21 protein-coding genes are annotated in these 24,929 nt (G+C 67.1%); 4 read left to right on the forward strand and 17 right to left on the reverse strand.

Annotated features, from left to right (window positions below; translation table 11 throughout):
- Positions 1-69: 69 nt before the first annotated feature.
- Together CFB40_RS31680 and CFB40_RS31685 are read right to left on the reverse strand one after the other, a co-directional pair.
- Positions 70-1,245 (reverse strand): M20 aminoacylase family protein, encoded by a 1,176-nt coding sequence (locus CFB40_RS31680; protein ID WP_089433515.1) that lies wholly within the window; start codon positions 1,243-1,245, stop codon positions 70-72.
- 49 nt (positions 1,246-1,294) lie between these two features.
- Positions 1,295-2,527, reverse strand: a complete 1,233-nt coding sequence (locus tag CFB40_RS31685; protein ID WP_089433563.1) for a diaminopropionate ammonia-lyase — start codon at positions 2,525-2,527, stop codon at positions 1,295-1,297.
- Positions 2,528-2,685: 158 nt separating this feature from the next.
- On the opposite strand from CFB40_RS31685, the gene CFB40_RS31690 reads away from it, so the two are divergent.
- Positions 2,686-3,162, forward strand: coding sequence for an Lrp/AsnC family transcriptional regulator (locus CFB40_RS31690; RefSeq protein ID WP_089428770.1), 477 nt, complete (start codon positions 2,686-2,688; stop codon positions 3,160-3,162).
- A gap of 69 nt (positions 3,163-3,231) precedes the next feature.
- Here the strand turns inward: CFB40_RS31690 and CFB40_RS31695 are convergent, their stop codons facing one another.
- The 7 genes from CFB40_RS31695 to CFB40_RS31725 all read right to left on the reverse strand — a co-directional run bounded on the left by CFB40_RS31695 (position 3,232) and on the right by CFB40_RS31725 (position 12,613).
- Entirely contained in the window at positions 3,232-4,956 is a 1,725-nt protein-coding gene (locus CFB40_RS31695; protein WP_089433516.1) for a tannase/feruloyl esterase family alpha/beta hydrolase, read from the reverse strand.
- A 33-nt stretch (positions 4,957-4,989) separates the two neighbouring features.
- The gene (locus CFB40_RS31700) at positions 4,990-6,138 is read right to left on the reverse strand and encodes a porin (protein ID WP_089433517.1); all 1,149 of its coding nucleotides are present in this window, start codon (positions 6,136-6,138) and stop codon (positions 4,990-4,992) included.
- Positions 6,139-6,199: 61 nt separating this feature from the next.
- On the reverse strand, positions 6,200-7,405 hold the full coding sequence (gene mhpT / locus CFB40_RS31705; protein WP_089433518.1) for a 3-(3-hydroxy-phenyl)propionate transporter MhpT: 1,206 nt from the start codon (positions 7,403-7,405) through the stop codon (positions 6,200-6,202).
- Positions 7,406-7,616: 211 nt separating this feature from the next.
- Complete coding sequence (locus CFB40_RS31710) at positions 7,617-9,530, reverse strand: feruloyl-CoA synthase (RefSeq protein WP_373452699.1); 1,914 nt, start codon at positions 9,528-9,530, stop codon at positions 7,617-7,619.
- Positions 9,527-10,975: an aldehyde dehydrogenase gene (locus tag CFB40_RS31715; protein WP_089433519.1), complete on the reverse strand. Its 1,449-nt coding sequence runs from the start codon at positions 10,973-10,975 to the stop codon at positions 9,527-9,529. The genes CFB40_RS31710 and CFB40_RS31715 overlap by 4 nt, the downstream gene beginning before the upstream one ends.
- A gap of 71 nt (positions 10,976-11,046) precedes the next feature.
- The gene (locus tag CFB40_RS31720; protein ID WP_089433520.1) at positions 11,047-11,877 is read right to left on the reverse strand and encodes a p-hydroxycinnamoyl CoA hydratase/lyase; all 831 of its coding nucleotides are present in this window, start codon (positions 11,875-11,877) and stop codon (positions 11,047-11,049) included.
- A 220-nt stretch (positions 11,878-12,097) separates the two neighbouring features.
- Positions 12,098-12,613, reverse strand: coding sequence for a MarR family winged helix-turn-helix transcriptional regulator (locus tag CFB40_RS31725; RefSeq protein ID WP_089433521.1), 516 nt, complete (start codon positions 12,611-12,613; stop codon positions 12,098-12,100).
- Between the two features lie 337 nt (positions 12,614-12,950).
- Here CFB40_RS31725 and CFB40_RS31730 point away from each other — a divergent pair, with 337 nt between their 5' ends.
- Both CFB40_RS31730 and CFB40_RS38325 read left to right on the forward strand, forming a co-directional pair.
- A complete protein-coding gene (locus CFB40_RS31730) occupies positions 12,951-14,177 on the forward strand; it encodes a DUF6402 family protein (protein ID WP_179255325.1) in 1,227 nt (408 codons plus the stop codon).
- Positions 14,144-14,548, forward strand: coding sequence for a hypothetical protein (locus CFB40_RS38325; protein ID WP_143329910.1), 405 nt, complete (start codon positions 14,144-14,146; stop codon positions 14,546-14,548). Before CFB40_RS31730 ends, CFB40_RS38325 begins: the two co-directional genes overlap by 34 nt.
- Before the next feature lie 115 nt (positions 14,549-14,663).
- Here CFB40_RS38325 and CFB40_RS31735 read toward each other — a convergent pair whose 3' ends face one another.
- The 7 genes from CFB40_RS31735 to CFB40_RS31765 all read right to left on the reverse strand — a co-directional run bounded on the left by CFB40_RS31735 (position 14,664) and on the right by CFB40_RS31765 (position 23,092).
- Positions 14,664-15,566: an SMP-30/gluconolactonase/LRE family protein gene (locus tag CFB40_RS31735; protein ID WP_089433523.1), complete on the reverse strand. Its 903-nt coding sequence runs from the start codon at positions 15,564-15,566 to the stop codon at positions 14,664-14,666.
- Positions 15,567-15,618: 52 nt separating this feature from the next.
- Positions 15,619-16,638 (reverse strand): L-arabinose ABC transporter permease AraH, encoded by a 1,020-nt coding sequence (araH, locus tag CFB40_RS31740; protein WP_089433524.1) that lies wholly within the window; start codon positions 16,636-16,638, stop codon positions 15,619-15,621.
- Positions 16,639-16,670: 32 nt separating this feature from the next.
- Positions 16,671-18,233 carry an L-arabinose ABC transporter ATP-binding protein AraG gene (gene araG, locus CFB40_RS31745; protein ID WP_089433525.1) on the reverse strand — a complete coding sequence of 521 codons (1,563 nt, stop codon included), beginning with the start codon at positions 18,231-18,233 and terminating at the stop codon, positions 16,671-16,673.
- A gap of 20 nt (positions 18,234-18,253) precedes the next feature.
- A complete protein-coding gene (locus CFB40_RS31750) occupies positions 18,254-19,267 on the reverse strand; it encodes an arabinose ABC transporter substrate-binding protein (protein WP_089428758.1) in 1,014 nt (337 codons plus the stop codon).
- A 74-nt stretch (positions 19,268-19,341) separates the two neighbouring features.
- On the reverse strand, positions 19,342-20,271 hold the full coding sequence (locus tag CFB40_RS31755) for a Gfo/Idh/MocA family protein (protein WP_089433526.1): 930 nt from the start codon (positions 20,269-20,271) through the stop codon (positions 19,342-19,344).
- A gap of 36 nt (positions 20,272-20,307) precedes the next feature.
- On the reverse strand, positions 20,308-21,237 hold the full coding sequence (locus CFB40_RS31760) for a dihydrodipicolinate synthase family protein (protein ID WP_089433527.1): 930 nt from the start codon (positions 21,235-21,237) through the stop codon (positions 20,308-20,310).
- Between the two features lie 103 nt (positions 21,238-21,340).
- Positions 21,341-23,092, reverse strand: a complete 1,752-nt coding sequence (locus CFB40_RS31765; RefSeq protein WP_069252773.1) for an IlvD/Edd family dehydratase — start codon at positions 23,090-23,092, stop codon at positions 21,341-21,343.
- 114 nt (positions 23,093-23,206) lie between these two features.
- Here CFB40_RS31765 and CFB40_RS31770 point away from each other — a divergent pair, with 114 nt between their 5' ends.
- Positions 23,207-24,157, forward strand: coding sequence for a LysR substrate-binding domain-containing protein (locus CFB40_RS31770; protein ID WP_089428754.1), 951 nt, complete (start codon positions 23,207-23,209; stop codon positions 24,155-24,157).
- Between the two features lie 103 nt (positions 24,158-24,260).
- Here the strand turns inward: CFB40_RS31770 and CFB40_RS31775 are convergent, their stop codons facing one another.
- Positions 24,261-24,905, reverse strand: coding sequence for a glutathione S-transferase family protein (locus CFB40_RS31775; protein WP_089433528.1), 645 nt, complete (start codon positions 24,903-24,905; stop codon positions 24,261-24,263).
- Positions 24,906-24,929 lie beyond the last annotated feature (24 nt).

Genomic DNA, 24,929 nt, shown 5'->3' on the forward strand with positions numbered 1-24,929 from the left:
GCGTGACAGTGAAACGGACCGCCGCACAGCGAGCCGTTTCCCGTCGCATTCGCCTCATGCGGCGATGCGCTACGCCGCCTTCAACGCCTGCCGCGCCACCGCCTCGAAATACCGCGCGCCGATCGACAGGATCTCGTCGTTGAAGTCATAGCCCGCGTTATGCAGCGGCACGCCGCCGCGCCCTGCCGCCTCCCCGTTGCCGATGAAGACGAAGTTGCCGGGCACCGCCTGCAAGAACGCGCCGAAGTCTTCCGAGATCATCATCGGCTGGACGTTCGCGTCCACGTTCTCCGCGCCCGCCACCTGCGCCGCGGCCCGCACGGCCGTGTCGACCCACTCCGGCGAATTCACCGTCGGCGCGAACTCGTGCGTGTACTCGAACGTGCAGGTCGCGCCGTGCGTGCGGCAGATCCCTTCGCTGATCTCGCGCATCCGCGTGGCCAGCAGCGCCTGCACGTCGCGCGAATAGCTGCGCGTGTCGCCCTTGATCGTCACCGTCGACGGCAGCACGTTGCGCAGCCCGTCGGTGATGAACTCCGTGCACGAGATCACGGCCTGCTGGCCAGGATCGAGATTGCGCGACACGATCGTCTGCAGCGCGAGCACGACCTGCGCGCCGATCACGATCGGATCGATGCCCATGTGCGGGCGCGCCGCATGCGTGCCGCGCCCGTCGATCCGGATCACGAAATTGTCCTCGCTCGCCATGATGCCGCCCGCACGCGTCGAGAACGTGCCCGCGCGCATGCCCGGCATGTTGTGCGCGCCGAAGATCGCGTCGACCGGAAAGCGCTCGAACAGCCCGTCGGCCATCATCGCCTTCGCGCCGCGGCCGTGCTCCTCGGCCGGCTGGAAAATGAAACGCACGGTGCCGTCGAAATCCTTGCGCTCGGCCAGCAGCTGCGCGGCGCCGAGCACCATCGACATGTGGCCGTCGTGCCCGCACGCATGCATCTTGCCGGGCGTGCGCGACGCGTGTTCGCGGCCCGGCGCGTGCTCGGCGATGTTCAGCGCGTCCATGTCCGCGCGGATGCCGATCGCGCGCATGCCGGTGCCGGCCGTCAGGTTCGCGACGAGCCCCGTGCCGCCGATCCCGCGATGCACGTCGAGCCCGAGCGTCGTCAGGATGCGCGCGACGTAGTCCGACGTGTTCACCTCTTCGAAACCCGTCTCCGGATGCTGGTGCAAGTGGCGGCGCCAGGTCTTCAGTTGCCCCTGCAGCGTGCTTTCTTCGGTTGCGTCCATCGCGTTGGCCTCGTCGGTCGTGGTCGGTCGGGATCGGTCGGGATGTCGTTCAGGCCGCCACTGCCGCGCGGTCCCGCCAGGCGCGTTGCCGCGCGAGCACGGCATCGGCCGTTTCGCCGACGCAGTTCCGGTACACGGACGGCGCCGTCGCGCCTTCCGTATTGATCGCCAGCACGCGCGAGTGCGCATCGAGCCCCACCTGCCGTGCGAGCGCAGGGTCGCGCATCAGCACCTCGAGCCCCGCGACGCCGGCCGCGCCCGATTCGCCCGCCACGAGCGGCACGTCGCGTTCACTGCCGGCCGCGAGGCCGCGCATCGCCTGCACCGCGTCCTCGTCGTCGATCAGCATGAAGTAGTCGATGCACATCTCGAGGAAGTCCCACGCCAGCGGCGACGCCTCGCCGCACGCGAGCCCCGCCATCACGGAATCGACGCTGCCGGTCGCCCTGGACGCGCGCCCAGCGAGCGCACTCTGGTACAGGCAGTCGGCCTGGCGCGGCTCGACGACGATGAAACGCGGCCGCTGCACGCCGTCGCGCTCCCACAGGTAACTCGCGACGCCCGCGGCGAGGCCGCCCACGCCACCCTGCAGCAGCACATGCGTGAACGGGCGCCCGTCGTCGTGCGCCGCCTGTGCGGCGGCCTCGGCGGCGATCACGCCATAGCCTTGCATCACGTCGCGCGGAATCGCTTCGTAGCCGTCGTACGACGTATCGGACACGACATACCAGCCGTTCGCCTGCGCAAGCTGCGCCGCGCAGACGACCGACTCGTCGTAGTTCCCCTCGATGCGCACGATCCGCGCGCCGTACGCGGAGATCGCGCGTTCGCGCTCGGCGTCGACGTTCGCGTGCAGCACGATCACGCACCCGCAGCCGATCGCACGCGCGGCGGCGGCGAGCGCGCGGCCGTGATTGCCGTCGGTCGCGCTGATCACCGTCAGGTCGGCCAGTTCCGCTGCGTAGCGGCCGGTGACGAGCCCTTGCGGATCGAGATCCTGCGTGCGTCGCAGGCGCTTCACGAGCCGCACCAGCGCGATCGGCGCACCAAGCGCCTTGAAACTGCCGAGCGGCGAGCGGCACGACTCGTCCTTCACGCTGACGCTCGCGACGCCGAGCCGCGCGGCGAGATCCGGCAGCGCGCGCAGCGGCGTGCGCGCGTTGCCGACGAGCGGCCAGTGCGACAGCCACGCGCCGCTTTCGTCGGCCGATGCGATGTTCATCACGCGGCGCAGCGCGTGGGGATAGGCGGCGCGCGAGGCGCGGGGGTTGGCGATCAGCATCGCGGGCAGCACTCCGTGAGTCGGTTCGGGTCGGGCGCGCACGGGTTGCACGCGCCGCCGGTTCGAAAAATAATATTGCGCATGCGGGTCAATAAAATCGCCAAATTAGCGACTGCCACGCAAAAATTTCTCATTCTTTCGAGGTTTCACGCGCCATCATGACCACTCCACTCGATGCGTTCGATCGCAAGCTGCTGATGGAAATCCAGCGCGACGCGCAGACGCCGCAAAGCGAGCTCGGCGCGCGCGTCAACCTGTCGACCGCGGCCGTGAACCGGCGCCTGAAACGGCTCGCGGACGAAGGCGTGATCGAGCGCTACACCGCTGTCGTCGCGCCGGACAAGGTCGATCATCCGCTGACGATCGTCGTCAACGTCGAGGTCGAAAGCGAGCAGATCGACCAGCTCGACGCGATGAAGCGCACCTTCGAGCGCTGCCCGCAGATCCAGCAGTGCTACTACGTGACGGGGGAATGGGATTTCGTGCTGATCCTGGCCGTACGCAACATGGATCAGTACAACGCGCTCACGCGCGAGCTGTTCTTCGCGAACAACAACGTGAAGCGGTTCAAGACGCTGGTGAGCATGAGCCGCGTGAAGGTCGGGCTCGAGGTGCCGGTCGAGCCGGGCGAGTAAGTGAGCGGTTGCACACATGAGGCGACCGGCGCGCGATAGCGCACCAGCCGCCTCCCATCGACGGCTACGTCAGCGGCAACTGAAGCTCGCCGCCGAATTCACGTCGCCCGATCCGTTGTAGCGCGCCACCTGCGGATACGGGCACAACGGCCGCGTACGTCCCGCGCCCCATGACGCCGGCACATCCGCATTCGGCGCCACGTTCGTCGCATCGCGCGCGGCGGCCACCACCGCATTGGGCGCCTGCCCCTGCTCGACCCACGCCACGAGCGGCGTCAGCAGGTCGAACTGGTCGGCCGCCGGCCCGCCCGAGCAGTGGTTCATCCCCGGCACCGGATAGAAGCGCGCGAAATCCGACGCATCGCCGCCGTTCGCCTGCGCGACCCGTGCGTACCAGTCGCGCGTGTCGTCGAACGAGAACACCGGGTCGCCGGTGCCGTGATAGACGAGCAGCTTCGCCCCGCGCGCCTTCAGCGCGGACAGGTTGGTTTCGTCGGGCGGCGTCATGAACGTCCACGCGGATTGCGTGTACACGCCGCTGGTCGCGAAGATCGCCGGCGCGTCGTTGTCCATGTCGAAGCCGAGCGCGAAACCGGGCAGGTTCGCGAGCGCCGCGGCGGTTTTTGGCGGCGACATGAACGTGAACGCCATCGCGGCCGGGTCGAGCGTGATCGAATTCGACTGCTTCCACGCGGCCCAGCCGCCGCCCGCGATGCCCGGATCGTACGGAAAGCCAGCATAGAGCGCCTGGCCCGCGCTGTTGCGTGCGCCCGTGAACACGTTCCCGAGCGCGGTCTTCTGCGCGGTCGTCAGGCACGCGCCCGTGCGCGTGCCGTTCGCGCAGGTCGGGATGTCCGCATCGACGCTGAAGTGCGTCTGGCAAGCGGCGACGTCCTGCACCATCCCGTCGGCCGCGCCGTCGAGCGCATCGCATTTCTCGAGGATCTTCGCGCCGACGAACTGCCGCTCCGCGTCATTGAAGCCGCTGCGGATATCCGGCAGCCCGTTCGAGCCGGTCGCCGATGCGATCTTCGCGAACTGCTGCGCGCCGTACATCTCGCCGATCGCCGCTTTCGGCAGATGAAAGCCCGGATCGCCCGCGATGATGCCGTCGTAGTCGGCCGGGTTGCGCACCGCCGTGACCATCGCGTGACGGCCGCCGTTCGAGCAGCCGCCGAAATAGCTGCGATCAGGCGCCTTGCCGTATGCGAGCCGGATCACCTGCTTCGCCATCGGCGTGAGCGCGTCGACCGCGCCGTAGCCGTAGTCGATGCGCGCCTGCGGATCGAGGCCGAACAGCGGGTTCTGCGCGGCGCTGTGCCCGGAATCCGAGCTGATCACCGCGAAGCCCTGGTTCAGCGCGTCGGTCAGCGGCCCGCCGCCGCCGATCTCGCCGGTCGCGGTCACGACGTTGCCGTCGAGGCCGCCGTTCGCCTGGTAGAAGAAGCGGCCGTTCCACGCCTTCGGCAAGCGCATTTCGAAGCCGATCGCATAGGTCTTGCCGTCGACCGTGCTCACGCGCTCGTTCATCTTCCCTGCGATCACGCAGTGCTCGGCGATCGGTTTGCCCGCCACCGTGAGCGCGCCGGCGGCCGCGGTCGTCACCGACGTGAACGACGTGTTCGCATACGCGAGCTTCGCGGCGAGCGCGTCGCAGGTCTGCGCCATCGCGGCCGGTGTCGCGGCGCTCAGGTGCGTGGGCGCGGCGCTGATCGAATCGTCGCCGCCGCAACCGGCGAGCATCGCGGCGGCGGACAGCGGCGCAATACAGAGGAATGCAGATTTCCTGTTCAAGATAACTCCCGTTCGGTTCGTCACGCCGGTGAATCAGAACATGTGCCGCACGCCGACCATCGCGCCGAGCTGCCCCATCCCCGCGCCGGGCGTCGTGCCGGGCCCGCCGCCGCTGACCGAGTAGCGCGCATGCGCGCTGTTCCACAGATACGACGATTGCGCGTAAACGGCCGTGCGCTTGGTCAGCAGATAGGTCGCGCGCAGCGTGGCCATCGTCGCGCGTGTGTCGTGCGCGCTGTTGACGATCCGGTAGCCTTCGCCGTCGACGACGAAATCCGGCTTCACCGCATACGATGCGCCGACGAAGAACAAATCCGAATGCGCACCCGCCGCAGCCGGCGAACCGGTCGACACGCGCCGCCCGATCCAGCCCGCGCCGATCTTCGCGCCGGCCGCCTGCGCATACGCGCTCACGTGCGTGCGCGCGTCCTTGCCGCTGCTGCTGGTGAAGGGAACGGGCGCGACGCCGTCGAAGAAGTTCGCGGCCGCGCCGGTGCCGCCGCGCTGTTCCTCGTACGACGCCGCCGCACCGAAGTACGCGCTGTCGTACTTGAGCATCACCGACCAGTTGCGACACTGCACCGCGTCGCCCGGCACCTGCCCCGCGCACGTGCCCTGCCCCGGCGAGTTGCCGGTGCCCGCGCCGTCGCGGCCGAACGAATACGCGGCGCCGAACGTCACGCCGCGATACGCGCCGACGTAGGTCACCGCGTTGTCGGCGCGGCCATTCGGCACGTACGCGTCGAACGAGCCGAGCCCGTAGATGTCAGGGCCGATGATGTCCGCGCCCTGCAGCGCGAGGTAGGTCATCGTGTACTGGCGCCCGAACGCGAGCGTGCCGAAGCCGCTCTTCAACCCGACGAATGCCTGCCGCCCGAACAACCGGCCGCCCTGGCCGAGATCGCCGCCGCGCACGTTGAAGCCGCTTTCGAGCGTGAACACCGCCTGATAGCCGCCGCCGAGATCCTCGGTGCCGCGCAGCCCCCAGCGCGACGGCAGCTCGCCCGTCACGCCCGGCATCCGCACGACGTGGTCGCCTGCCGCGTTCGCGTGCGACACGTATTCGACGCCCGTATCGATGATCCCGTACAGCGTCACGCTCGACTGCGCATGCGCGACCGGCGCGGCAAATGCGCAGCACGCTCCGGCGGCCAGCAGGCCGTTCCTTGTCTTCGTCTTCATCGTTGCGTCTCCAGACCTTGAGTAAGCGCGCTCTGACGGCGCGCATTGAAAAAACGAACCATCAGTCGCCGGCTTGCGGGCGGCGAATCAGCACGAATGCAGCGAAGGCCGCGACGAGCGTGACGGGAATGCTCGCGCCGATCACGACCGGCGCGCTGCGGCCGGCGGCCAGCAGCGTCGCGGCCGCGAGCGGCCCGACGACGGAACCGAGCCGGCCGACTGCCACCGCCGCGCCGACACCCGTGCCGCGCATCGCGGTCGGGTAGTAGATCGCCGCGAGCGCGTACAGCACCGACTGCCCGCCGACGACGAACATCCCGGCCGCGAACGCGGCGGCCGCGAGCGACGCGAAACCGGGCGCCGCCGCGAGCGCGGCGAGCGACAGCACGATTCCGACGTACATGCCGCCGACCACGCGCGACGCGCGCATCCGGTCGAGTGCCGCACCGATGCCGAGCGCGCCGAGCCCCGCGCCGACGTTGAACGCGATCTGCACGAGGCCGACGTGTGCGCGATCGAGCCCGCGCGAGGCCATCAGCGACGGCAGCCAGTTCAGCAGGAAGTACAGGACGATCAGCGTGCAGAAGTAGCTGACCCACAGCGCGACCGTCGACGTCGTGCGGCCGTCGCCGAACAGCGTACGCGCGACGCTGGATCGCGCGGCCGGCGTGCCGGCGACGTCGAGATACGCACGCGATTCCGGCAGGAACCACACGAGCAGCGGCACGAGCAGCAGCGGCCCCACGCCGCCGACGTAGAAGATGTGCCGCCATTCGGTGTCGCCCGCGAGCAGCACGCCGATCACCGACGCGATCACGCCGCCGAACGGGATCCCGCAGTACATCGTGGCCACCGCGCTGCTGCGCGAGCGCGGCTCGACCGCTTCGGACGACAGCGCGATCAGGTTCGGCATCGCGCCGCCGAGGCCGATGCCGGTCAGCACGCGCACGACGACGAGCATCGCGAACGTCGATACCTGCGCGGTCGCGATCGACAGCAGCCCGAACAGCACGACCGATGCGATCAGCACGCGCTTGCGGCCGATCCGGTCGGCGAGCCGCCCGCCGAGCATCGCGCCCGGCAACAGCCCGAAGGTGCCCGCGCTGAACGCGATGCCCATCTGCGATACGGACAGCCCGAATTCGCGCGCCATGCGCGGCGCGGCGACGCCGACCGACTGCAGGTCGAGCCCTTCGAGAAGTGCGATCGCGAAACACAGCGCGAGCGTGGTCGCGACCGTGGATTTTTCCGCTACGTAGGTGTTCATCGTGTCTCCAGTCCCATGTCTTGTAATCGGTCGACCATGCAACGGCCACCGCGCGCCGTCGCCGGCCAGTGGCGAAGCAGCGCGCGAGGTGTCGTCTGAACGGCCGCCTTTATCAGGCAGCCTGATTCACTGGCCGCAAGCATGCCTGCCGGTGTCGTGGCCGGCCGGTCGTTGTGCGTGCTTGTTGATGCTTACTGCTCGCGCTTACTGCTTACGCGTAAATCACGTCGGGATCGCGCCGCGCCGGGTCGTACAGCGCGTCGATCGTCGCCGCGCGATGCTTCTGCACGGCGGCCTGGTTCAGCGAACCCTTGTCGGTCACTTCGCCGAGGTCGAGCGACGGCGGCGTGTCGATCAGCCGGATGCGCGCGACGAACGTCGAACCGCCGCTCGCCTGCCGGTTCAGCTCGACGAGCCATTGTTCGAACACCGCGCGCACGGCCGGCGCGCGCAGCACGTCGGTCACCGAAGCATCAGCGGCGAGCCCCGCCAACGCGCGGCACGCGTCGACGCGCGGAAACACCAGCAGCCCGATGTCGTCGCGATTGATGCCGGTGACGACCACGTCCTGCACGTACGGCGCGCCGCTCGACACCGCGTTCGCGCGCAATGGCCCGACGCTGACGAAGGTGCCGCTGCTCAGCTTGAAATCCTCGGTCAACCGCCCGTCGAACAGCAGCCCAAGCTCCGGCCGCGCCGGATCGGCAAACACGCCCGCATCACCGCTGCGGTAATAGCCTTCGTCGTCGAACACGTCGCGCGGATCGACGTCCGCGTGCCAGTAGCCGCGCATCACGTTCGGCCCCTTGAAGCGCAATTCGTGCTTGCCGCCGCACGGCACGAGCTTCGCGTCGCAGCCGGGCGCGGGCAGCCCGATATAGCCGGCGCGCATCAGCGGCCCGGTCGTGAACAGGCACGACGGCGAGGCCTCCGTCATCCCGAGGCCGGCCATGATCCGGATCCGCTCGCCGCAATGCGCCTCGGTCACGCGGTCGAGCCGGTCCCACGCGGCCTGCGACAGGCCCGCGCCGCCGAAGAAATACAGCTTCACGCGCGAGAAGAACGTGTCGCGCAGCGCGGCATCGCGTTCGAGCGCGGCCGTCAGTTCTTCCCAGCCTTTCGGCACGTTGAAGTAGATCGTCGGCGCGATCTCGCGCAGGTTGCGCACGGTTTCGTCGAAGCGGCCCGGCATCGGGCGGCCGTCGTCGATATACAGCGTGCCGCCGTTGTACAGCGCGATGCCGAGGTTGTGACTGCCGCCGAACGTGTGATTCCACGGCAGCCAGTCGACCAGCACCGGCGGTTCGCGCGTCAGTTCGGGCATCGTCTGGCGCAGCATCTGCTGGTTGCTGCACAGCATCCGGTGCGTGGTCGGCACGGCCTTCGGCTGCTTCGTCGAGCCGGACGTGAACAGGATCTTCGCGAGGTGATCGGGGCCGATCGCCGCGTGGATCGCGTCGATCGTGCGCGGGGGGGTGGCGAGCAGGCGCGAGAGTGGCACCGCGCGGCCTTTTCCGTCGGCGTCGACACTGGCATCGTCGTCGTGTGCGACGATCAGCGCCGCATCAGCCGGCAACACGGCGTCGAGCGCACGCGCGAACGGCGCGCGCTCGGCGACGAACACCGCGCCCGGCCGCAGCACACCGAGCGTATGACGCAGCTTGCCGTAGTCGGTCGACACCAGCGAATACGCGGGCGAGATCGGCGAGTACGGCACACCGGCCAGCATCGCCGCGAACATCAGCTGCAGATGCTCGAGATCGTTGCCGGACAGCACCGCGAGCGGACGCTCGGCCGACAGCCCGAGATCGACGAGGCCCTGTCCGAGCGCGCGAGCGCGTTCGAGCATCTGCGCGTAGGTGATCTCGATCCAGCGGCCGTCGTCGCCGCGCTTCGCGGCCAGCACGCGATCGGGATGCGCTTGCGCGCCGCGCACGAGGCAGTCGGTCAGGCGCGTCGGGTAGTCGCCGAGCGGTTCGCGCGAACGCAGGTACCACGCGCCGTTTTCCGCGCGACGAATCTCGGCCGCGCCCACGGCGACGGCCGCCGCGCGATAACGCACGCCGCCGGTATCTTGTGCGGCCTCGCCCGGAGGCTTCGCTACATTCATCGTCGCCTCGCTCATATCGGGTAGTGACGCGGCGTGGTCTGCACGGTGATCCAGCGCAGCTCGGTGAATTCGGCGATCGATGCACGGCTGCCGAAGCGGCCGTAGCCGCTTGCCTTCGTGCCGCCGAACGGCATCTGCGCCTCGTCGTGCACGGTCGGGCCGTTGATGTGGCAGATCCCCGATTCGATCCGGCGCGCGACCGCCATCGCGCGCGCGACATCGCGGCTGAACACGCTCGCCGACAGCCCGAACTCGCTGTCGTTCGCGAGCGCGACCGCTTCGTCGTCACTGTCCGCGCGCAGGATCGCGACGACCGGCGCGAACGATTCCTCGCGATACAGCCGCATGTCGCGCGTCACGCCGTCGACGAGCGCCGGCTGCATCGTCGCACCTTCGACGCGACAGCCGAGCGGCAAATTCGCGCCATGCGCCCGGGCATCCTCGACGAGCGCCGCCGCACGCGCGGCGGCCGCCGCGTCGACCATCGTGCCGAGCGGATGGCCGGCCAGCGGATCGCCCGCGACCAGCGTGCGCGCCTTCGCGGCGAGGCGTTCGACGAGCGCGTCTGCAATCGGCCGCGCCGCGATCACGCGCTCGGTCGACATGCAGATCTGCCCCTGGTTGAAGAATGCGCCGAACGCGATCGCGTCGACGGCCGCGTCGAGATCGGCATCGTCCAGCACGAGCACGGGCGCCTTGCCGCCGAGTTCGAGCAGCACCGGTTTCAGGTGCGCCGCCGCATGGCGCGCGATGATGCGCCCGACATGCGTCGAGCCGGTGAAGTTGATGCGCTTGACGTGCGGATGCGCGATCAGCCGCTCGACGAGTTCGGGTGCGTCGGCCGCCGCGTGCGTGATCACGTTGACCACGCCCGCGCCGAGCCCCGCTTCGTCCAGCACCGCGCCGATCAGCGCATGCACGCCGGGGCACGCTTCGGATGCCTTCAGCACGACCGTGTTGCCGCACGCGAGCGGCATCGCGAGCGCGCGCGTGCCGAGGATCACCGGCGCGTTCCACGGCGCGATGCCGAGCACGACGCCGCACGGCACGCGCATCGCGAGCGCGAGATTGCCGGGCACGTCGGACGGAATCACGTCGCCGGCGATCTGCGTCGTCATCGACGCGGCCTCGCGCAGCATGTTCGCCGCAAGCGTCACGTTGAAGCCGATCCAGCCCGGCGTCGCGCCGGTTTCGGCTACGCCGGTCGCGATGAACGCGTCGATGCGCGCGTCCATCAGGTCGGCCGCCTTCAGCAGCAGCCGGCGGCGCTCGGTCGGCGCAAGCGCCGACCAGGCGGGAAACGCGCGGTGTGCGGCGTCGATCGCCGCGTCGGCGTCGGCCACGCCGGCCGCCGGCGCGCGTGACGCCAGCGCGCCCGTCGCGGGGTTGAATCGGTCGAAAGTGCGGCCGTCGCGAGCGTTGCACCACTCGCCGCCGATCAGCATCCGTCTGTCGGTCATGTCGTCTCCTGCCTTGCCTGTCTCTTGCGATTACGCCGACGGTGAAGCCGGCGACTGCGTCCGCGCTTGTATCAGCGCTTGTAAGCCTGCAGGCCCGGCTTGATCGTCTTGTCGTCGAGGAACTGCTTCAGACCCTGCTCGCGGCCGCGCTCCGGGTCACGCAGCTGCGCCTGGTCGAGCTTCGCGTACAGGTAATCCTCGCACTGCTCCCACGTGAGTTCGCGCGCGCGCTTGAAGCCGTGCTTCGCCGCGCGCAGCACGACCGGGTTCTTGTCCATCAGCCGCGCCGCAAGCGCGATCGTCGCGTCACGCAGTTCGGCCAGCGGCACGCTGTTGTTCACGAGGCCCATGTCGGCAGCTTCCACGCCGGTGAACGTGTCGCCGGTCATGATGTAGTGCAGCGCGCGGCGGTGCCCGACCGTGTCGGCCATCGCCTTGCTGACGAGGTTGCCGGGCGGGATGCCCCAGTTGATCTCCGACAGCCCGAACACGGCTTCGTCGGCCGCGATCGCGAGGTCGCACGCGACGAGCGGCGAGAACCCGCCGCCGAAGCACCAGCCGTTCACCATCGCGATCGTCGGCTTGTTGTACATCCGCAGGCGACGCCATTGCCATTCCGATGCGTCGCGGCGCACTTTTTCCTGCAGTGCGTCGGAGCCGCCGTCGATCTCGCGGAAGTACTCCTTCAGATCCATGCCGGCCGTCCACGCGGCGCCCGCGCCGGTCAGCACCAGCACCTTCGCCTCGTCGTCGAACTCGACTGCGTCGAGGACTTCCAGCATCTCCCGGTTCAGCGTCGGGCTCATTGCGTTGCGCTTCTCGGGGCGATTCAACGTCACCCACGCGATGCCAGCCTCCACGTTCACTTCAACGGTCTGCCAGCGGTTGTCGTACTTGCTCATGTCGGTTCCTGTCGTTCGTTCCTGTGCGATTCGGTGCGCAGCATCCCTGCTGCGGACGGCTTCATTTAATATCAGGCTACCTGATATTGCAAGCGGCACGCGCGCCGGTGTAAACCCGGAGCGGAAAGCGGCAGGAGGCGACGGAATCGGGGAACGGTCAGGCGACCGGCAACGCGAACGCGGCCCGCACGGGCCGGCGCGATGAAGGTTCGGAAGGCGGTCAGCCGCGCAGGTTGCGCGAGAACAGTTCGAGCGCGCGCTGCACGTCCGCGGCGGTGTCGGCGGAGACGTCGCCGAGCATGCGCGTCTCGAGCGGGCGCAGGACTGCTTCGCATTCACGCAGCATCGCCGCGCCTTCGTCGGTCAGCGTCAGCAGGATGATGCGGCCGTGCGACGGGTCGGCTTCGCGCGTGACGAAGCCGCGGGCGGCCATCACGCTCATCACTTCGTTCGCCGATTGCGGCGTGATCCACGAGCGCTCGGCCAGTTGCGCGTTCGACGATGCGCCGCGCGCCTCGAGCACCGACAGCGCCGTGTATTGCGCGAGCGTGATGCCAAGCGGGGCGAGCGCGTCGGTCATGTGGCGGCGCAGCAGCCGGTCGAGACCGCCGATCACGTAGGTCAGGCGTTGCTGCACGCGCGCCTTCGGCTTGTCGCCCGTCGCGCGGGCGGCGGGCTTCGTGGCGGTTTTCGCGGCATTCTTCGGATTCGCGGGCTTGGTCGGTGCGGAACTCATGGTGCGGGCGGGATGGAATTGCGGGCCATCTTACCAGTACGTCGGGGCGCGAACGCATAGTCGCGACATCACGTTCAGCGCACCTCCATGTCCTCAGTTACCTCATATCAGTACGAAATTACCGGCCGACATACTAATTTAATTACCAAAAGCCATCGATTCTCATCTTGAAAATGGTTCAGCACTTCACGACGGGGTAAAAGAACAGCTTCATTCCAACCTTCACAGGGCGAAGCGACTTCGACACTGGAACCGACAAGAACCAATATGGGACGGAGGTTTTGTTAATCACCAACCACCCTGAAATAATCGATTAATCCATTGGCGAAATCTATTTATGGCTGACGTAAAAAAGATTCCTTACTATAAACCGCAAAAAGGTTTGCTAGGACCAGAGTTGAAGAAGTACGAGGGCGCACAAGGATGCATCCCGCTTGAGACTCAAAAAACTGTATCAATCGATAGACTAGCTCCAGGCGAAAAACCGCCGCCTCCCCCTCCGCTGCCACCAAAGCCGGTAGTGGAGCCGCCCAAAACTCGGAACCAAGCAGAAACACCGCAGCCAAAGCAACCGCCAAAGACCAAGGAACCACCAAAGCAAGACGAGGCCGAAGTTTGCGAAAATCCCCCGCCTTTTGATTTGCAAGATGTAACTATTGCGATGGACAACTTGGGCTGGAAAGTATCAGCCAAACTCGCACGCGCTTGGTTTGCCAGCTCCGAACACACTTACAATGATAATGCAAAATCAATTCAACCAATAGACAGCAATAGTGTAACCCTTGACTGGACGTTGAAATTTGGAAGCGTTCGGATAAAATATGAAAGACTTCTTTCTGACGACATTTATCGTGACGCCGCCATAGTCGAAGCAAGAACAAAAATTCTGACAAAAATCAACAAGATATTCTCAGATGACAGAGGGGCAGATCTCAACATCAATACGACTCGATTTCTGTCTGATATCCGTCAATTTCATATCGATTGGCAATTTCAGCTTGCTTCGATCAGCAATTGGGACACGCTCGAAAATCTCACACCAACCGACCTGACGGGAGCTCTGGCGAATTTTAATATATACGCAGCCATGGGCAATCTTGAAATTTCCGGTGAAAAATACTTTAGATACGAAAAAACGAACAACTTTTATTGCCTGGATGCCATCGCAAAAATTACGCACGTGTACGTTTACGTGAAAGACAACTACTCATTTAATGGGATTCAATATCTGGGGCATTGGAATAAGCGCGGCGTGATCATCGCGCCGGGGCCTATGATAAGTGGGTCGACGTCTAGCTCACCAAAGCGTGATACTGATGTGGATATCTGGGTAAAAAGCATCAACAAGCCCGTAGACACGAGAAGAAGCTTTTTCGGAAAGTTCAAAGAGCCTGACGTGTTCTATCCGGTCTACAACTCAGACTACAGTCGGTGGCGCACCAAGCATCATATGGGCGGGGACTTTATGATATATTCAAAACCCGTCTATCTGAAGCTGAAGAAACCTATTGAAATAAAACTTGGTGAAATATGCAGATTAACGCCATCAGAATCACTGGGCTAGCCATTCTTGTGTTTTTGCTGACTGGCGCCTCCATTCATATGACCAGGCCCAATTATGGTCGGTGTGATTTTTTTGAAAAAGAACTGAATGGAGGAAAGAAAGAGTTTGGAGGTGTGGAATATTACGCAAAATTGTGTGGCGCGAATATTCGGAATGGGCATGAAGTGAGATTTCAGCTTTTCGATGGGGCTGGAGAATTGCGCGCTCAACGCTATTTTTCATACTACGCAAATTCGGCAACCGAGCGAGAATTGGTAGATGGTGTTGGCGGTATCGTATATTACGATAGCTCAAGCAGTGATGTGATGCAGTTGGTTTCGATTCCGCCTACCAAATGGGACTGGATTCGTGCCCGACTACCTTTATTTTAATTGTGGTGATTGGGTCCAAAAGAAAAGCCCCCGAACCTTCACAAGCCGGGGGCTTTCGTCGTTCTGCGCCACTTCGGGTTGCCAGCCGATAGAACCTGCCGTCCACACGCGCCATTCATCCAGTACGTGTCCCCGCAAACCGCGCCGTCGCCATCCCCGCGTGCCGCGTCTGCGCGACGAACACGCCGCCCGCGTGCGCGTCGCCCGCCAGCGCATCGTCGCTCAGCCCGACACGCGCACTCGTCACGTACAACCGACCTTCACCATCGAGCGCCACACAGCTCGGCTGCGCGGTCGGCACGGCAACGCGATCCGTCTCGCCCCCGTCCGGCCCATAACGCACGACCCGCCGCCCACCCCACTGTGCATTCCACAGGCCGCCGTCGCGATCGACGATCGAGCCGTCCGGATCGCCGTTCGCATCGGTCAGCCGCGCAAACGACCGCACGTTCGCGACATCGCCGCCCGCACGGTAATCGCACACAAAAATCTCGCGCACCAGCGAATCGCAGAAATACATCTTCGTGCCATCCGGCGAGAACCCGATGCTGTTCGCAATCGCGGCCGCAGGCAACGCGAGCCGCTCCAGCGTGAGATCGGCATTGAGCCGGTAGAACCCGCCGACCGCTTTCGGCGGCTCGGCGCCTTCGTCCTTCATCCCGAACACAAACGCGCCGGAGCCGTCGCAGCGCCCGTCGTTCAGCCGCGTCGCCAGCTCGGGCTCGACGTCGACGATCCGCGTGAACGCGCCGCTGCGCAGATTGAAGAACGCGAGATGCGTCGCGAGCCCGACGAGCAGGACGTCCGGGTCGTCGGTCAGCGCGAAGCACGCGAGTCGTTCGGGCATCGCCCACGGGGTAAGGTCCGAACCGTCCGCGCGGCAGCGCCACAGTTGCGCGCCTTCGATGTCCACCCAATACAGCGCGTGCGTCCTGTCGCACCACGTCGCACCTTCGCCGAGCGTGTTGCGGGTGTCCGCCAGCAGCGTCGCCTGCCCGGCCGGATGAATCTGTTGCATGCCGTCTCCCGATATCTGTCGCTTATGCAGGCGGCCGCGCGTTCGCCAGGGATCAGATCTTCATCGCGCGCCGCTGGTTGCGACGATACTGGTCGAACAGCACCGCGAGCAACAGAATTCCGCCGCGTATCAGATATTGGTAAAACGTCGGCACGTTCAGCAGGCTCATCGCGTCCTGGACGGAGCCCATGATCAGCACGCCGACCAGCACGCCGGAGATCGTCGCGACGCCACCCGTCAGCGACACGCCGCCCAGCACGCACGCGGAAATCACGCCGAGCTCGAGCCCGACCGACGTCTTCGGGTCACCCAGGCTCATCCGCGACGCGAGCATCACGCCCGCAAAACCCGTCACGAGCCCCTGCAGCACGAACACGGTGATCTTGATGCGCATCACCGGCAGCCCCGCGAGCAGCGCGGCCTCACCGTTGCCGCCAACTGCGAGCACGTTCTTGCCGAACACCGTCTTGCGCAGCAGGAAGCCGAACACGACGAAGCCGACGATGTTGCTCCAGATCGGATACGAGATGCCGAGGAACGAGCCGCCGCCGAGATCGAAGAAGCGTTCCTCGGAGATCATCACCGCGTCGCCGTTCGACGTGATGAACGCGAGCCCGCGCACGACTTCCATCATCGCGAGCGTGACGATCAGCGAGTTGATCCGCCAGCGCGCGATCAGCACGCCGTTGACGAGCCCGACCGCGCCGCCCGCGAGCACGCCGCCCGCGACGCCGAGCACGACGCTGTGCGTCGCAGTGATCAGCGTCGACGCGACGACGCCCGAGAACGCGACGATCGACGCGACCGACAGGTCGACCTCGCCGAGCGCGAGCACGAACATCATCGTCACCGCGATCGAGCCGATCAGCGTGACCGACAGCAGCAGGCCCTGGATGTTGCGCGGCGTGAGGAAGTCCGGCACGGTCAGCGACAGCGTCGCGAACAGCACGAGAAACACCATCACGATGCCGGAGCGGTTGATCAGCTGCCACACGCCGCCGCGCGCTCGCGCAGGTACGACGGCGGCATCGGGGGACGGGGAAGTGCGTTGGGGTTGCATTGCCTGGCTCATGTCGTTTGCATCCGGTTGATCGTTGCGGGGCGCTAGCGCGGCAGCGCGAGCTTGATCAGCGCGTCGGGCGTCGCCTGCGCCTTCGCGACCTCGCCCGCGATCCGTCCTTGCTTCATCACGATGATCCGGTCCGACACGCCGATCACCTCGGCCAGGTCGCTCGACACGAGGATCACCGTGCGGCCCGCTTCCGCGAGTTCGTAGAACAGGTTGTAGATTTCCGCGCGCGCGCCGACGTCGATGCCGCGCGTCGGCTCGTCCATCAGGAACACGTCGATGCGCTCGGCCAGCCAGCGCGCGAGCACGACCTTCTGCTGGTTGCCGCCGGACAGCGCGCCGATCGGCGTGTCGCCGTCGCGGGTCTTGATCGCGAGCCGCTCGATGTAGCGCTGCGCGAGTTCGCGTTCGCGCCGCCCGTCGAGCAGCACCCGCGCCGGGCTGAAATGCCGGCGCGCGCTGATGTTCAGGTTGTCGGCCACCGACGCGATCGCGACGATGCCCTCCTGCTTGCGGTCTTCCGGGCACAGCGCGAGACCGGCGCGCACCGCGTCGCGCGGGCTCCCGAACGCCACCCGCTTCCCGTTCAGCTCGACGTGCCCCGCGCTCGGGCGCGCGGCACCGTACAGCAGCTTCATCAGCTCCGAGCGGCCCGCGCCGACGAGCCCGAAGAAGCCGACGATCTCGCCGCGCCGCGCGGTGAACGACACGGGCTCGGACAACCCGGGCCCCGCCAGCCCTTTCGCCTCGATCAGCACGTCGCCAGCCGCGCGCGGCCGGTAGCCGTACACGTCCTCGATCGAGCGGCCGACCATGCAGCCGATCAGCCGGTCGCGGTCGAGATCGGTCACGGAATCGAACGTGTCGATGCGGCGGCCGTCGCGGAACACCGTCACGCGGTCGCACAGTTCGTACACTTCCTCCATCCGGTGCGTGACGTAGATGATCGCGCGCCCTTCCGCGCGCAGCGCGCGGATGATCCGGAACAGCTGCGTGGTTTCGCGCGCGGACAGCGAACTCGTCGGCTCGTCGAACGCGATCACGCGCGCGTCGCGCATCAACGCCTTGCCGATCTCGATCATCTGGCGCTGGCCGATCGACAGGTACTTCACCGGAATGCCCGGGTCGATATGCTCGCCGAGCCGCTCCAGCGCATCGAGCGCGCGCGCGGCGAGCGTGCGCTCGTCGACCACGCCGAGCCGGCTCGGCAGTTGCCCGAGCATCAGGTTCTCCGCAACCGTCAGCTCGGGCACCAGATGCAGTTCCTGGTAGATGATCGCGATGCCGGCCTCCAGCGCCGCGCGCGTCGACGCGAAGCGCTGCTCGGTGCCGTTCAGCGTCAGCGTGCCGGCCTGCGGCTGGTTCACGCCGGACAGCACCTTCAGCAGCGTCGACTTCCCCGCGCCGTTCTCGCCCATCAGCCCGTGCACTTCGCCCGCGCGCACCGACAGCGACACGGCGTCGAGCGCGCGCACGCCCGGGAACGTCACCGTGATGCCGTCGAGCGCGAGCAGCGGGCCGCCCGGCGGCGACGCGCCGGCATCGCCGCCGGTGTCGCGATCATTGCCGGATACGGCCGTCATCGTCTGCGTCGTCATCGCGTTCTCGCCTCGTGCGCTCAGATGCCGAGCTCGGCGCGCACGGCCTGCCAGTTCGCACGCGTCATCAGCTTGCCGCTCGTCTGCGTGTCGGCCGGCGGCGTCTTGCCGCCGCGAATCCATTCGACGAGATTCTGCGTGCTGTCCTTGCCGTGGTTCGTCGAGCTGACCGCGATCGTCCCGTAGAAGCCGGTCGGCTCCTTCTTCTGGAATTCGGCGAACGCCTCGCCCGCGCCGTTGATGCCCACGCCGATCACGTCGGCCGCCGGGATATGCAGCTGCTCGGTCGCGCGCACCGCGCCGAGCACGGTTTCCTCGTTCAGCGCGTAGACCACCCACTTCTTCACGTTCGGATGGCGCGCGAGCACCGGCGCGGCCGCGCTGAAGCCGCCTTCGTCGTCGGTCGTCTTCTGCGGCGCGTCGAAGATGTTCTCCTTGCGGAAACCGCTCGCGAGCAGCGCCTGCGTCGCGCCGTCGGTGCGCAGTTTCGCGGTCGGCAGCTCGTAGTTCGTGATCCGCAGCGCGCCGACTTCCTCGGGCTTCCAGCCGCGCCGCTTCATCTCGTCGGCAATGGCCTGGCCGACCTGGTTGCCGATCTTGGTCGCCGACATCCCGAGGTGCGGCACGTTCGGCAGCGGCTTGCCGGTCGAATCGACGAGCTGGTCGTCGACGGTCACGAACTTCATGTTGTAGCGCTTCGCACGCGCGGCGATCGCCGGGCCGAGGCGCACGTCCGGCGCGCAGATCACGAAGCCCTGCGCGCCCTGCGAGCCGAGGTTGTCGATCGCGGCCAGCACCTTCTCGCCGTCGGGCGTGCCGATCTTCACGACCGAGAAATTCTCCTTCTGGCCGAGCGCGGACGCCGCGTTCTGCTCGTTGATGAACCACGCCTGCTCGGGCATCTTCACCAGGAAGCCGATCTTCAGCGGCGCGTCGGCGCGCGCGGCACCCTGCATGCCGAGCGGCGCGATGCACAGTGCGGCCAGCAGCGCGCGCAGGGTATGGCGGCGAATCGTGTGAGTCGTGCGGTTCATGCGGTGTCTCCTTGATATCGGCTTGTGCCGTAATGATTCGTCGTGTGCGATCGCGCCGGGGCGCGCCCGCGTGATCAGCGGCCGAACGCGTCGGCCTGCACGCGCCGGCCGAACAGGAACGCATCGGCGACGAGCCGCAGCGGCCGCACGTCGACGTCGCTTTCGCCACGCGCGATCAGCGCATGGAAGTGCGCATACAGCGCCGGATACTCGCGTTCGGGCCCGAGCTCGACCGGCTCGCCCGCGATCGACAACTGCGCGCCGCCGCGGCTGATCGCGAGCACGCCGTCGGCCGTGTCGACCGCGATCTCCCATTGCTCGACCGGGCCGTGCCGCCAGTCGAATTCCGCGCGCACCGGCACGCCGTCGGTATCCGCGCAATCGAGCTCAGCGGCGATCGGCGTCTGCACGTCGCTCGGCACGATGAGCGTCGCCTCGCGCAGCACGAGCTCGCGCGGCAGGATGCGCGTGACGATCGACAGTGCGTTGATGCCCGGGTCGAACACGCCGAGGCCGCCCGGCTCCCAGATCCATTGCTGCCCCGGATGCCAGCGCCGCACATCCTCCTTCCAGCGCACCTGCACCGCGCGGATCGCGCGCGTCGCAAGCCAGGCGCGGGCGGGCTCCACCGCACTCGCGCAGCGCGAATGCCAGGTCGCGAACAGCGTGAGGCCGCGTTCGCGCGCGAGCGCCTCCAGCACGGCCACTTCGCCGAGCGTCGCGCCCGGCGGCTTCTCGAGCATCACGTGCTTGCCGGCTTCGAGCGCGGCGCGCGCCTGCGCATAGCGCACCTGCGGCGGCGCGCACAGCGACACGGCGTCGAGCTCGCGCTCGGCGGCCAGCAGCGCGCGCAGGTCGCGATAGTTGCGCACGCCGGCGACTTCCGCGTGACGGCTCGCGCACGCGGTCAGCTTGAAACCCGGTTCGGCGTCGATCGCCGGCAGATGCTGGTCGCGCGCAATCTTGCCGATGCCGACGACCCCCAGCGAAACCTGATCACTCATCGTGCATGCCTCCTTCGCGAATCGTTCGGTGACCGTTCAGTGCGCCCAGCGCAGCACGAGCGGGTCGAGCCGGCGCGCGATCGCGAGCAGTTCCGCGCGCGTGTCCGGATGCAGTTCCGGCATCGGGTGCCGCGGCCGCTCGCACGCGATCACGCCGCCTGCGCGCATCAGCGCCTTCGCGGTGAGGATCCCGGACTGGCGGTTCTCGTGGTTGATCAGCGGCAGCCAGGCCTGGTAGCGCGTGTAGGCGTCGTCATGCCTGCCGTCGCGCCACGCTTCGAGGATCGGCCGGATGCCGTCCGGAAACCCACCGCCCGTCATCGCGCCGGTCGCGCCCGCATGCAGGTCGGCGAGCAGCGTGATCGCCTCCTCGCCGTCCCACGGCCCCTCGATCGCATCGCCGCCGAGCCGGATCAGCTCGCGCAGCTTGTTCGCGGCGCCCGGCGTCTCGATCTTGAAGTACGCGACCTGCTCGATCTCGCGCGCCATCCGCGCGAGGAACGGAGCCGACAGCGCGGTGCCGCTCGCGGGCGCGTCCTGGACCATGATCGGAATCGCGATCGCGTCGGACACGCGCGCATAGAACTCGAAGATCTGCGCTTCGGGCACGCGGAACGTCGCGCCGTGGTACGGCGGCATCGCCATCACCATCGCTGCGCCGAGCTGCTGCGCGCGCAGGCTGCGCGCCGCGCACACCTGCGTGCTGTAATGCGACGTCGTGACGATCACCGGCACGCGGCCCGCGACGTGCTCGAGGATCGTGCGCGTGAGCACGTCGCGCTCGTCGTCGGTAATCGCGAACTGCTCGGAGAAGTTTGCGAGGATGCACAGCCCGTCCGAGCCAGCGTCGATCATGAAATCGACCGCGCGCTTCTGGCTCGCGAGGTCGAGTTCACCCGTATCGGTAAACGTCGTCGGAACGACGGGGAAGATGCCACGATAGCGCGGCGTGCTGCTCGATGTCATGGTTCGCGTCCTGCTTCGGCCTCGGTGACGACCGGCCGTCATGCGTTTACGGTTTCACGTTGCGCGGGCCGGGAAAGCCCGCAACCGGCTGCCGCGCAGCCGCTCAATGCGAATGGCTCGGCACTTCCGCGCCGCGCGTGCCGACCAGGAAGTCGAGGTCGCACCCCTCGTCGGCCTGCAGCACGTGATCGATGTACAGCCGCGCGTAGCCGCCCTTGCCGAGCTGGCCGGCCACGCCCGGCGCCGCGGTCGGATCGACGTCCGACAGGCGGCGCTGCAGCTCGTCATCCGTAATGTCGAGATGCAGCGTGCCGGCCTCGCAGTCGAGCTCGATCCAGTCGCCGTTGCGCACGGCCGCGAGCGGCCCGCCGGCGGCGGCTTCCGGCGCGACGTGCAGCACGACCGTGCCGTACGCGGTGCCGCTCATCCGCGCGTCGGAAATCCGCACCATGTCCTTCACGCCCTGACGCAGCAGCTTCGGCGGCAACCCCATGTTGCCGACCTCGGCCATCCCCGGATAACCGCGCGGCCCGCAGTTCTTCAGCACCATCACCGAGCTTGCGTCGATGTCGAGCGCCTCGTCGTTGATCGTCGCCTTGTAGTGGTCGAGGTTCTCGAACACGACCGCGCGGCCGCGATGCTTGAGCAGCTCGGGGCTCGCCGCCGACGGCTTCAGCACCGCGCCGCGCGGCGCGAGATTGCCGCGCAGGATGCGGATGCCGCCGTCCGCGATCAGCGGCCGGTCGAGCGGGCGAATCACTTCGTCGTCGTAGTTCGGCGCTTCGCGCACGTTGTCCCACAGCGACTTGCCGTTCACCGTCAGCGCATCCGGGTTCGGCAGCAGCCCGCCCTCGCCGAGCCGGCGCAGCACCGCCGGCAGCCCGCCCGCGTAATAGAACTCTTCCATCAGGAAGCGCCCCGACGGCATCAGGTCGACGATCGTCGGCGTGTCGCGGCCGATGCGCATCCAGTCTTCCAGTTCGAGCGGCACGCCGATGCGGCCCGCGATCGCCTTCAGGTGGATCACCGCGTTGGTCGAGCCGCCGATCGCCGCGTTCGCGCGGATCGCGTTTTCGAACGCCGCGCGCGTGAGGATCTTCGACAGCACGAGCCCTTCGAGCGCCATCTCGACGATGCGGATGCCGGACATGTGCGCGAGCACGTAGCGGCGCGAATCGACGGCCGGAATCGCCGCGTTGTGCGGCAGCGCGACGCCGAGCGCCTCGGCCATGCACGCCATCGTCGACGCGGTGCCCATCGTGTTGCAGGTGCCGGCCGAACGCGACATCCCGGCCTCCGCCGACAGGAAGTGATGAACGTCGATCTCGCCGGCCTTCAGCGCTTCGTGCAGTTGCCACACGGCGGTGCCGGAGCCGATGTTCTTGCCCTCCAGCTTGCCGTTCAGCATCGGCCCGCCCGACACGACGATCGCCGGCACGTCGCAGCTCGCCGCGCCCATCAGCAGCGCGGGCGTCGTCTTGTCACAACCGGCGAGCAGCACGACCGCGTCGATCGGGTTTCCGCGGATCGCCTCCTCGACGTCCATCGACGCGAGGTTGCGCGTGAGCATCGCCGACGGGCGCAGGTTCGATTCGCCGTTCGAGAACACCGGGAACTCGACCGGGAAGCCGCCCGCCTCGGAGATTCCGCGCTTCACGTGCTCGGCGAGCTTGCGGAAGTGCGCGTTGCACGGCGTCAGTTCGGACCACGTATTGCAGATGCCGATGATCGGCCGGCCGTCGAACTCGTGATCGGGAATGCCCTGGTTCTTCATCCAGCTCCGGTACATGAAGCCGTTCTTGTCGTTCGTGCCGAACCATTGGGTGGAGCGCAGCCTGGGTTTCGTTGCCGACATCGTCAGTCCTGTGGTGACGGGATACCGGCGCAGTCTAGGCAGAATTTTGATAACTGGCTAATGACGTTTTTGGCGATTACGATATCGATTCCGATATCGATATAAACCCGTACGATGCCCGAAGCCAGCCCGTGGGGAAACCGTGGCCGCCTGAAGACGCGCCAGCTTCTGCTGGTCGTCGCGCTCGCCGACGAAGGCAGCATTCACCGCGCGGCGGCCGCGCTGAACATGACGCAGCCGGCCGCGTCGAAGCTGCTGCGCGAACTCGAGGAATCGATCGGCGCGGTGCTGTTCGAGCGCCTGCCGCGCGGGATGCGGCCGACGCTCTACGGCGACGCGCTGATCCGCCATGCGCGCGCGGCGCTCGGCAGCCTCGACCAGGCGCACGAGGAGCTGGCCGCGCTGAAGGCCGGCCATCTCGGGCACGTGGCGGTGGGGGCGATCACGTCACCGGGCCTGCGGCTCGTGCCGCCGGCCGTCGCCGCGGTGAAGGGCACGCATGCCGGCTTGCACGTGTCGGTCGAGATCGACACCAGCAACGTGCTGCTCGAACATCTCGCGCAGGAAAAAATCGACATCGTGATCGGCCGGCTCTCCGCCGAACACGACAAGCTGCGGCTGCGCTACGAGCCGCTGACCGGCGAGTCGGTCGCCGCGGTCGTGCGGCCCGGCCATCCGCTGCTCGCGCAGGCGCCGCTGTCGCTCGCGGACGTGCAGCGCGCCGCGTGGGTCGTACCGCCGGCCGGCAGCGTGCTGCGCCACCGCTTCGATCTCGTGTTCCAGCGCGCGAGCCTCGCGCCGCCGGCGAATCTCGTCGAGACGTCCGCGCTGCTGTTCATCACGCAGCTGCTCGAACAGAGCGACATGATCGCGGTGCTGGCCGAGGACGTCGCGCGTTACTACGCGCGGCACGGGATCGTCACGGTGCTGCCGCTGGAGATGGATTGCCGGATGGACGATTTCGGGATCATCACGCGCACCGACCGGCTGCATTCGCCGGCCGTCGCGATGATGGCCGATGCGATTCGCGCGGCGGCGCGGGAGGTGTATGGCGTCGCGCTGTGACGCTGACGCCGACGCTGAGTTCGCGACGTCGTGGCCGCTGCCGTTCCCGGATCGCCCAGCACGCATGCGCATCGAGTGACGCGCATGCTGCCGCCATGACGCGTTACACCCAGGGCTGCACGAGCCCTTCGGTCTGCAATGCCCGCTGGACCGACGGACGCGCGAGCACCCGCTGCAGATAGCCGCCGAGTACCGGACGCTGCCGCGCCGGCTCGGCAAAGCCGCGCGTCCAGCGGCACAGCATCAGCGCATACGGATCGAGCACCGTGTAGTGCGCACCGAGCAGCCACGGGCCGCCGCTCGTCTCCAGCTGGCGGTCGAGCTGAGCCAGCAACGCCGCGATTCTCGCCTCCGCGTGTGCCTTCACCTGCGCGGCGCCGGCCGCATTGCCCACATCGACCCAGCGCTCCGGATAGAAATACGCGATCAGTGTCGCCTGCAGCGTGTTGGTGAGCCACATGAGCCATTTGTAGAACTGCGCGCGTTCCGGCGTGCCGAGTGCGGGTGCAAGCCGCTGCTCGGGATGCGTATCGGCGAGATGCAGGCAAATGGCGGCGGCTTCGTACAGCACCAGGTCGCCGTCGATCAGCACCGGGATGAGCCCGTTCGGATTGAGCGCGAGGTAGTCCGGCGACTTGTGCTGGTCGTGCGTGCGGTCGACGAATTCAAGTTCGAACGGCTTGCCGATTTCTTCCAGCACGATGTGCGGCGCCATGCTGGCATTGCTGGGGTAGTAGAAGAGCTTCATCGTCGATTTCACTCAGGCGGGTGT

Source organism: Burkholderia sp. AU31652, assembly GCF_002223155.1.
In the GTDB taxonomy this organism is placed as follows: domain Bacteria; phylum Pseudomonadota; class Gammaproteobacteria; order Burkholderiales; family Burkholderiaceae; genus Burkholderia.

Excerpts from the sequence above, each read along its gene's own strand:
- araG (WP_089433525.1), bottom strand. The coding sequence starts at position 18,233 with ATGACGACGCAGACGATGACGGCCGTATCCGGCAATGATCGCGACACC.
- CFB40_RS38325 (WP_143329910.1), top strand. The coding sequence starts at position 14,144 with ATGCAGATTAACGCCATCAGAATCACTGGGCTAGCCATTCTTGTGTTT.
- CFB40_RS31760 (WP_089433527.1), bottom strand. The coding sequence starts at position 21,237 with ATGACATCGAGCAGCACGCCGCGCTATCGTGGCATCTTCCCCGTCGTT.
- CFB40_RS31680 (WP_089433515.1), bottom strand. The coding sequence starts at position 1,245 with ATGGACGCAACCGAAGAAAGCACGCTGCAGGGGCAACTGAAGACCTGG.
- CFB40_RS31685 (WP_089433563.1), bottom strand. The coding sequence starts at position 2,527 with ATGCTGATCGCCAACCCCCGCGCCTCGCGCGCCGCCTATCCCCACGCG.
- CFB40_RS31765 (WP_069252773.1), bottom strand. The coding sequence starts at position 23,092 with ATGTCGGCAACGAAACCCAGGCTGCGCTCCACCCAATGGTTCGGCACG.
- CFB40_RS31735 (WP_089433523.1), bottom strand. The coding sequence starts at position 15,566 with ATGCAACAGATTCATCCGGCCGGGCAGGCGACGCTGCTGGCGGACACC.
- CFB40_RS31725 (WP_089433521.1), bottom strand. The coding sequence starts at position 12,613 with ATGAGTTCCGCACCGACCAAGCCCGCGAATCCGAAGAATGCCGCGAAA.
- CFB40_RS31690 (WP_089428770.1), top strand. The coding sequence starts at position 2,686 with ATGACCACTCCACTCGATGCGTTCGATCGCAAGCTGCTGATGGAAATC.
- CFB40_RS31710 (WP_373452699.1), bottom strand. The coding sequence starts at position 9,530 with ATGAGCGAGGCGACGATGAATGTAGCGAAGCCTCCGGGCGAGGCCGCA.
- CFB40_RS31715 (WP_089433519.1), bottom strand. The coding sequence starts at position 10,975 with ATGACCGACAGACGGATGCTGATCGGCGGCGAGTGGTGCAACGCTCGC.
- CFB40_RS31770 (WP_089428754.1), top strand. The coding sequence starts at position 23,207 with ATGCCCGAAGCCAGCCCGTGGGGAAACCGTGGCCGCCTGAAGACGCGC.
- CFB40_RS31750 (WP_089428758.1), bottom strand. The coding sequence starts at position 19,267 with ATGAACCGCACGACTCACACGATTCGCCGCCATACCCTGCGCGCGCTG.
- mhpT (WP_089433518.1), bottom strand. The coding sequence starts at position 7,405 with ATGAACACCTACGTAGCGGAAAAATCCACGGTCGCGACCACGCTCGCG.
- CFB40_RS31730 (WP_179255325.1), top strand. The coding sequence starts at position 12,951 with ATGGCTGACGTAAAAAAGATTCCTTACTATAAACCGCAAAAAGGTTTG.
- araH (WP_089433524.1), bottom strand. The coding sequence starts at position 16,638 with ATGAGCCAGGCAATGCAACCCCAACGCACTTCCCCGTCCCCCGATGCC.
- CFB40_RS31775 (WP_089433528.1), bottom strand. The coding sequence starts at position 24,905 with ATGAAGCTCTTCTACTACCCCAGCAATGCCAGCATGGCGCCGCACATC.
- CFB40_RS31720 (WP_089433520.1), bottom strand. The coding sequence starts at position 11,877 with ATGAGCAAGTACGACAACCGCTGGCAGACCGTTGAAGTGAACGTGGAG.
- CFB40_RS31755 (WP_089433526.1), bottom strand. The coding sequence starts at position 20,271 with ATGAGTGATCAGGTTTCGCTGGGGGTCGTCGGCATCGGCAAGATTGCG.
- CFB40_RS31700 (WP_089433517.1), bottom strand. The coding sequence starts at position 6,138 with ATGAAGACGAAGACAAGGAACGGCCTGCTGGCCGCCGGAGCGTGCTGC.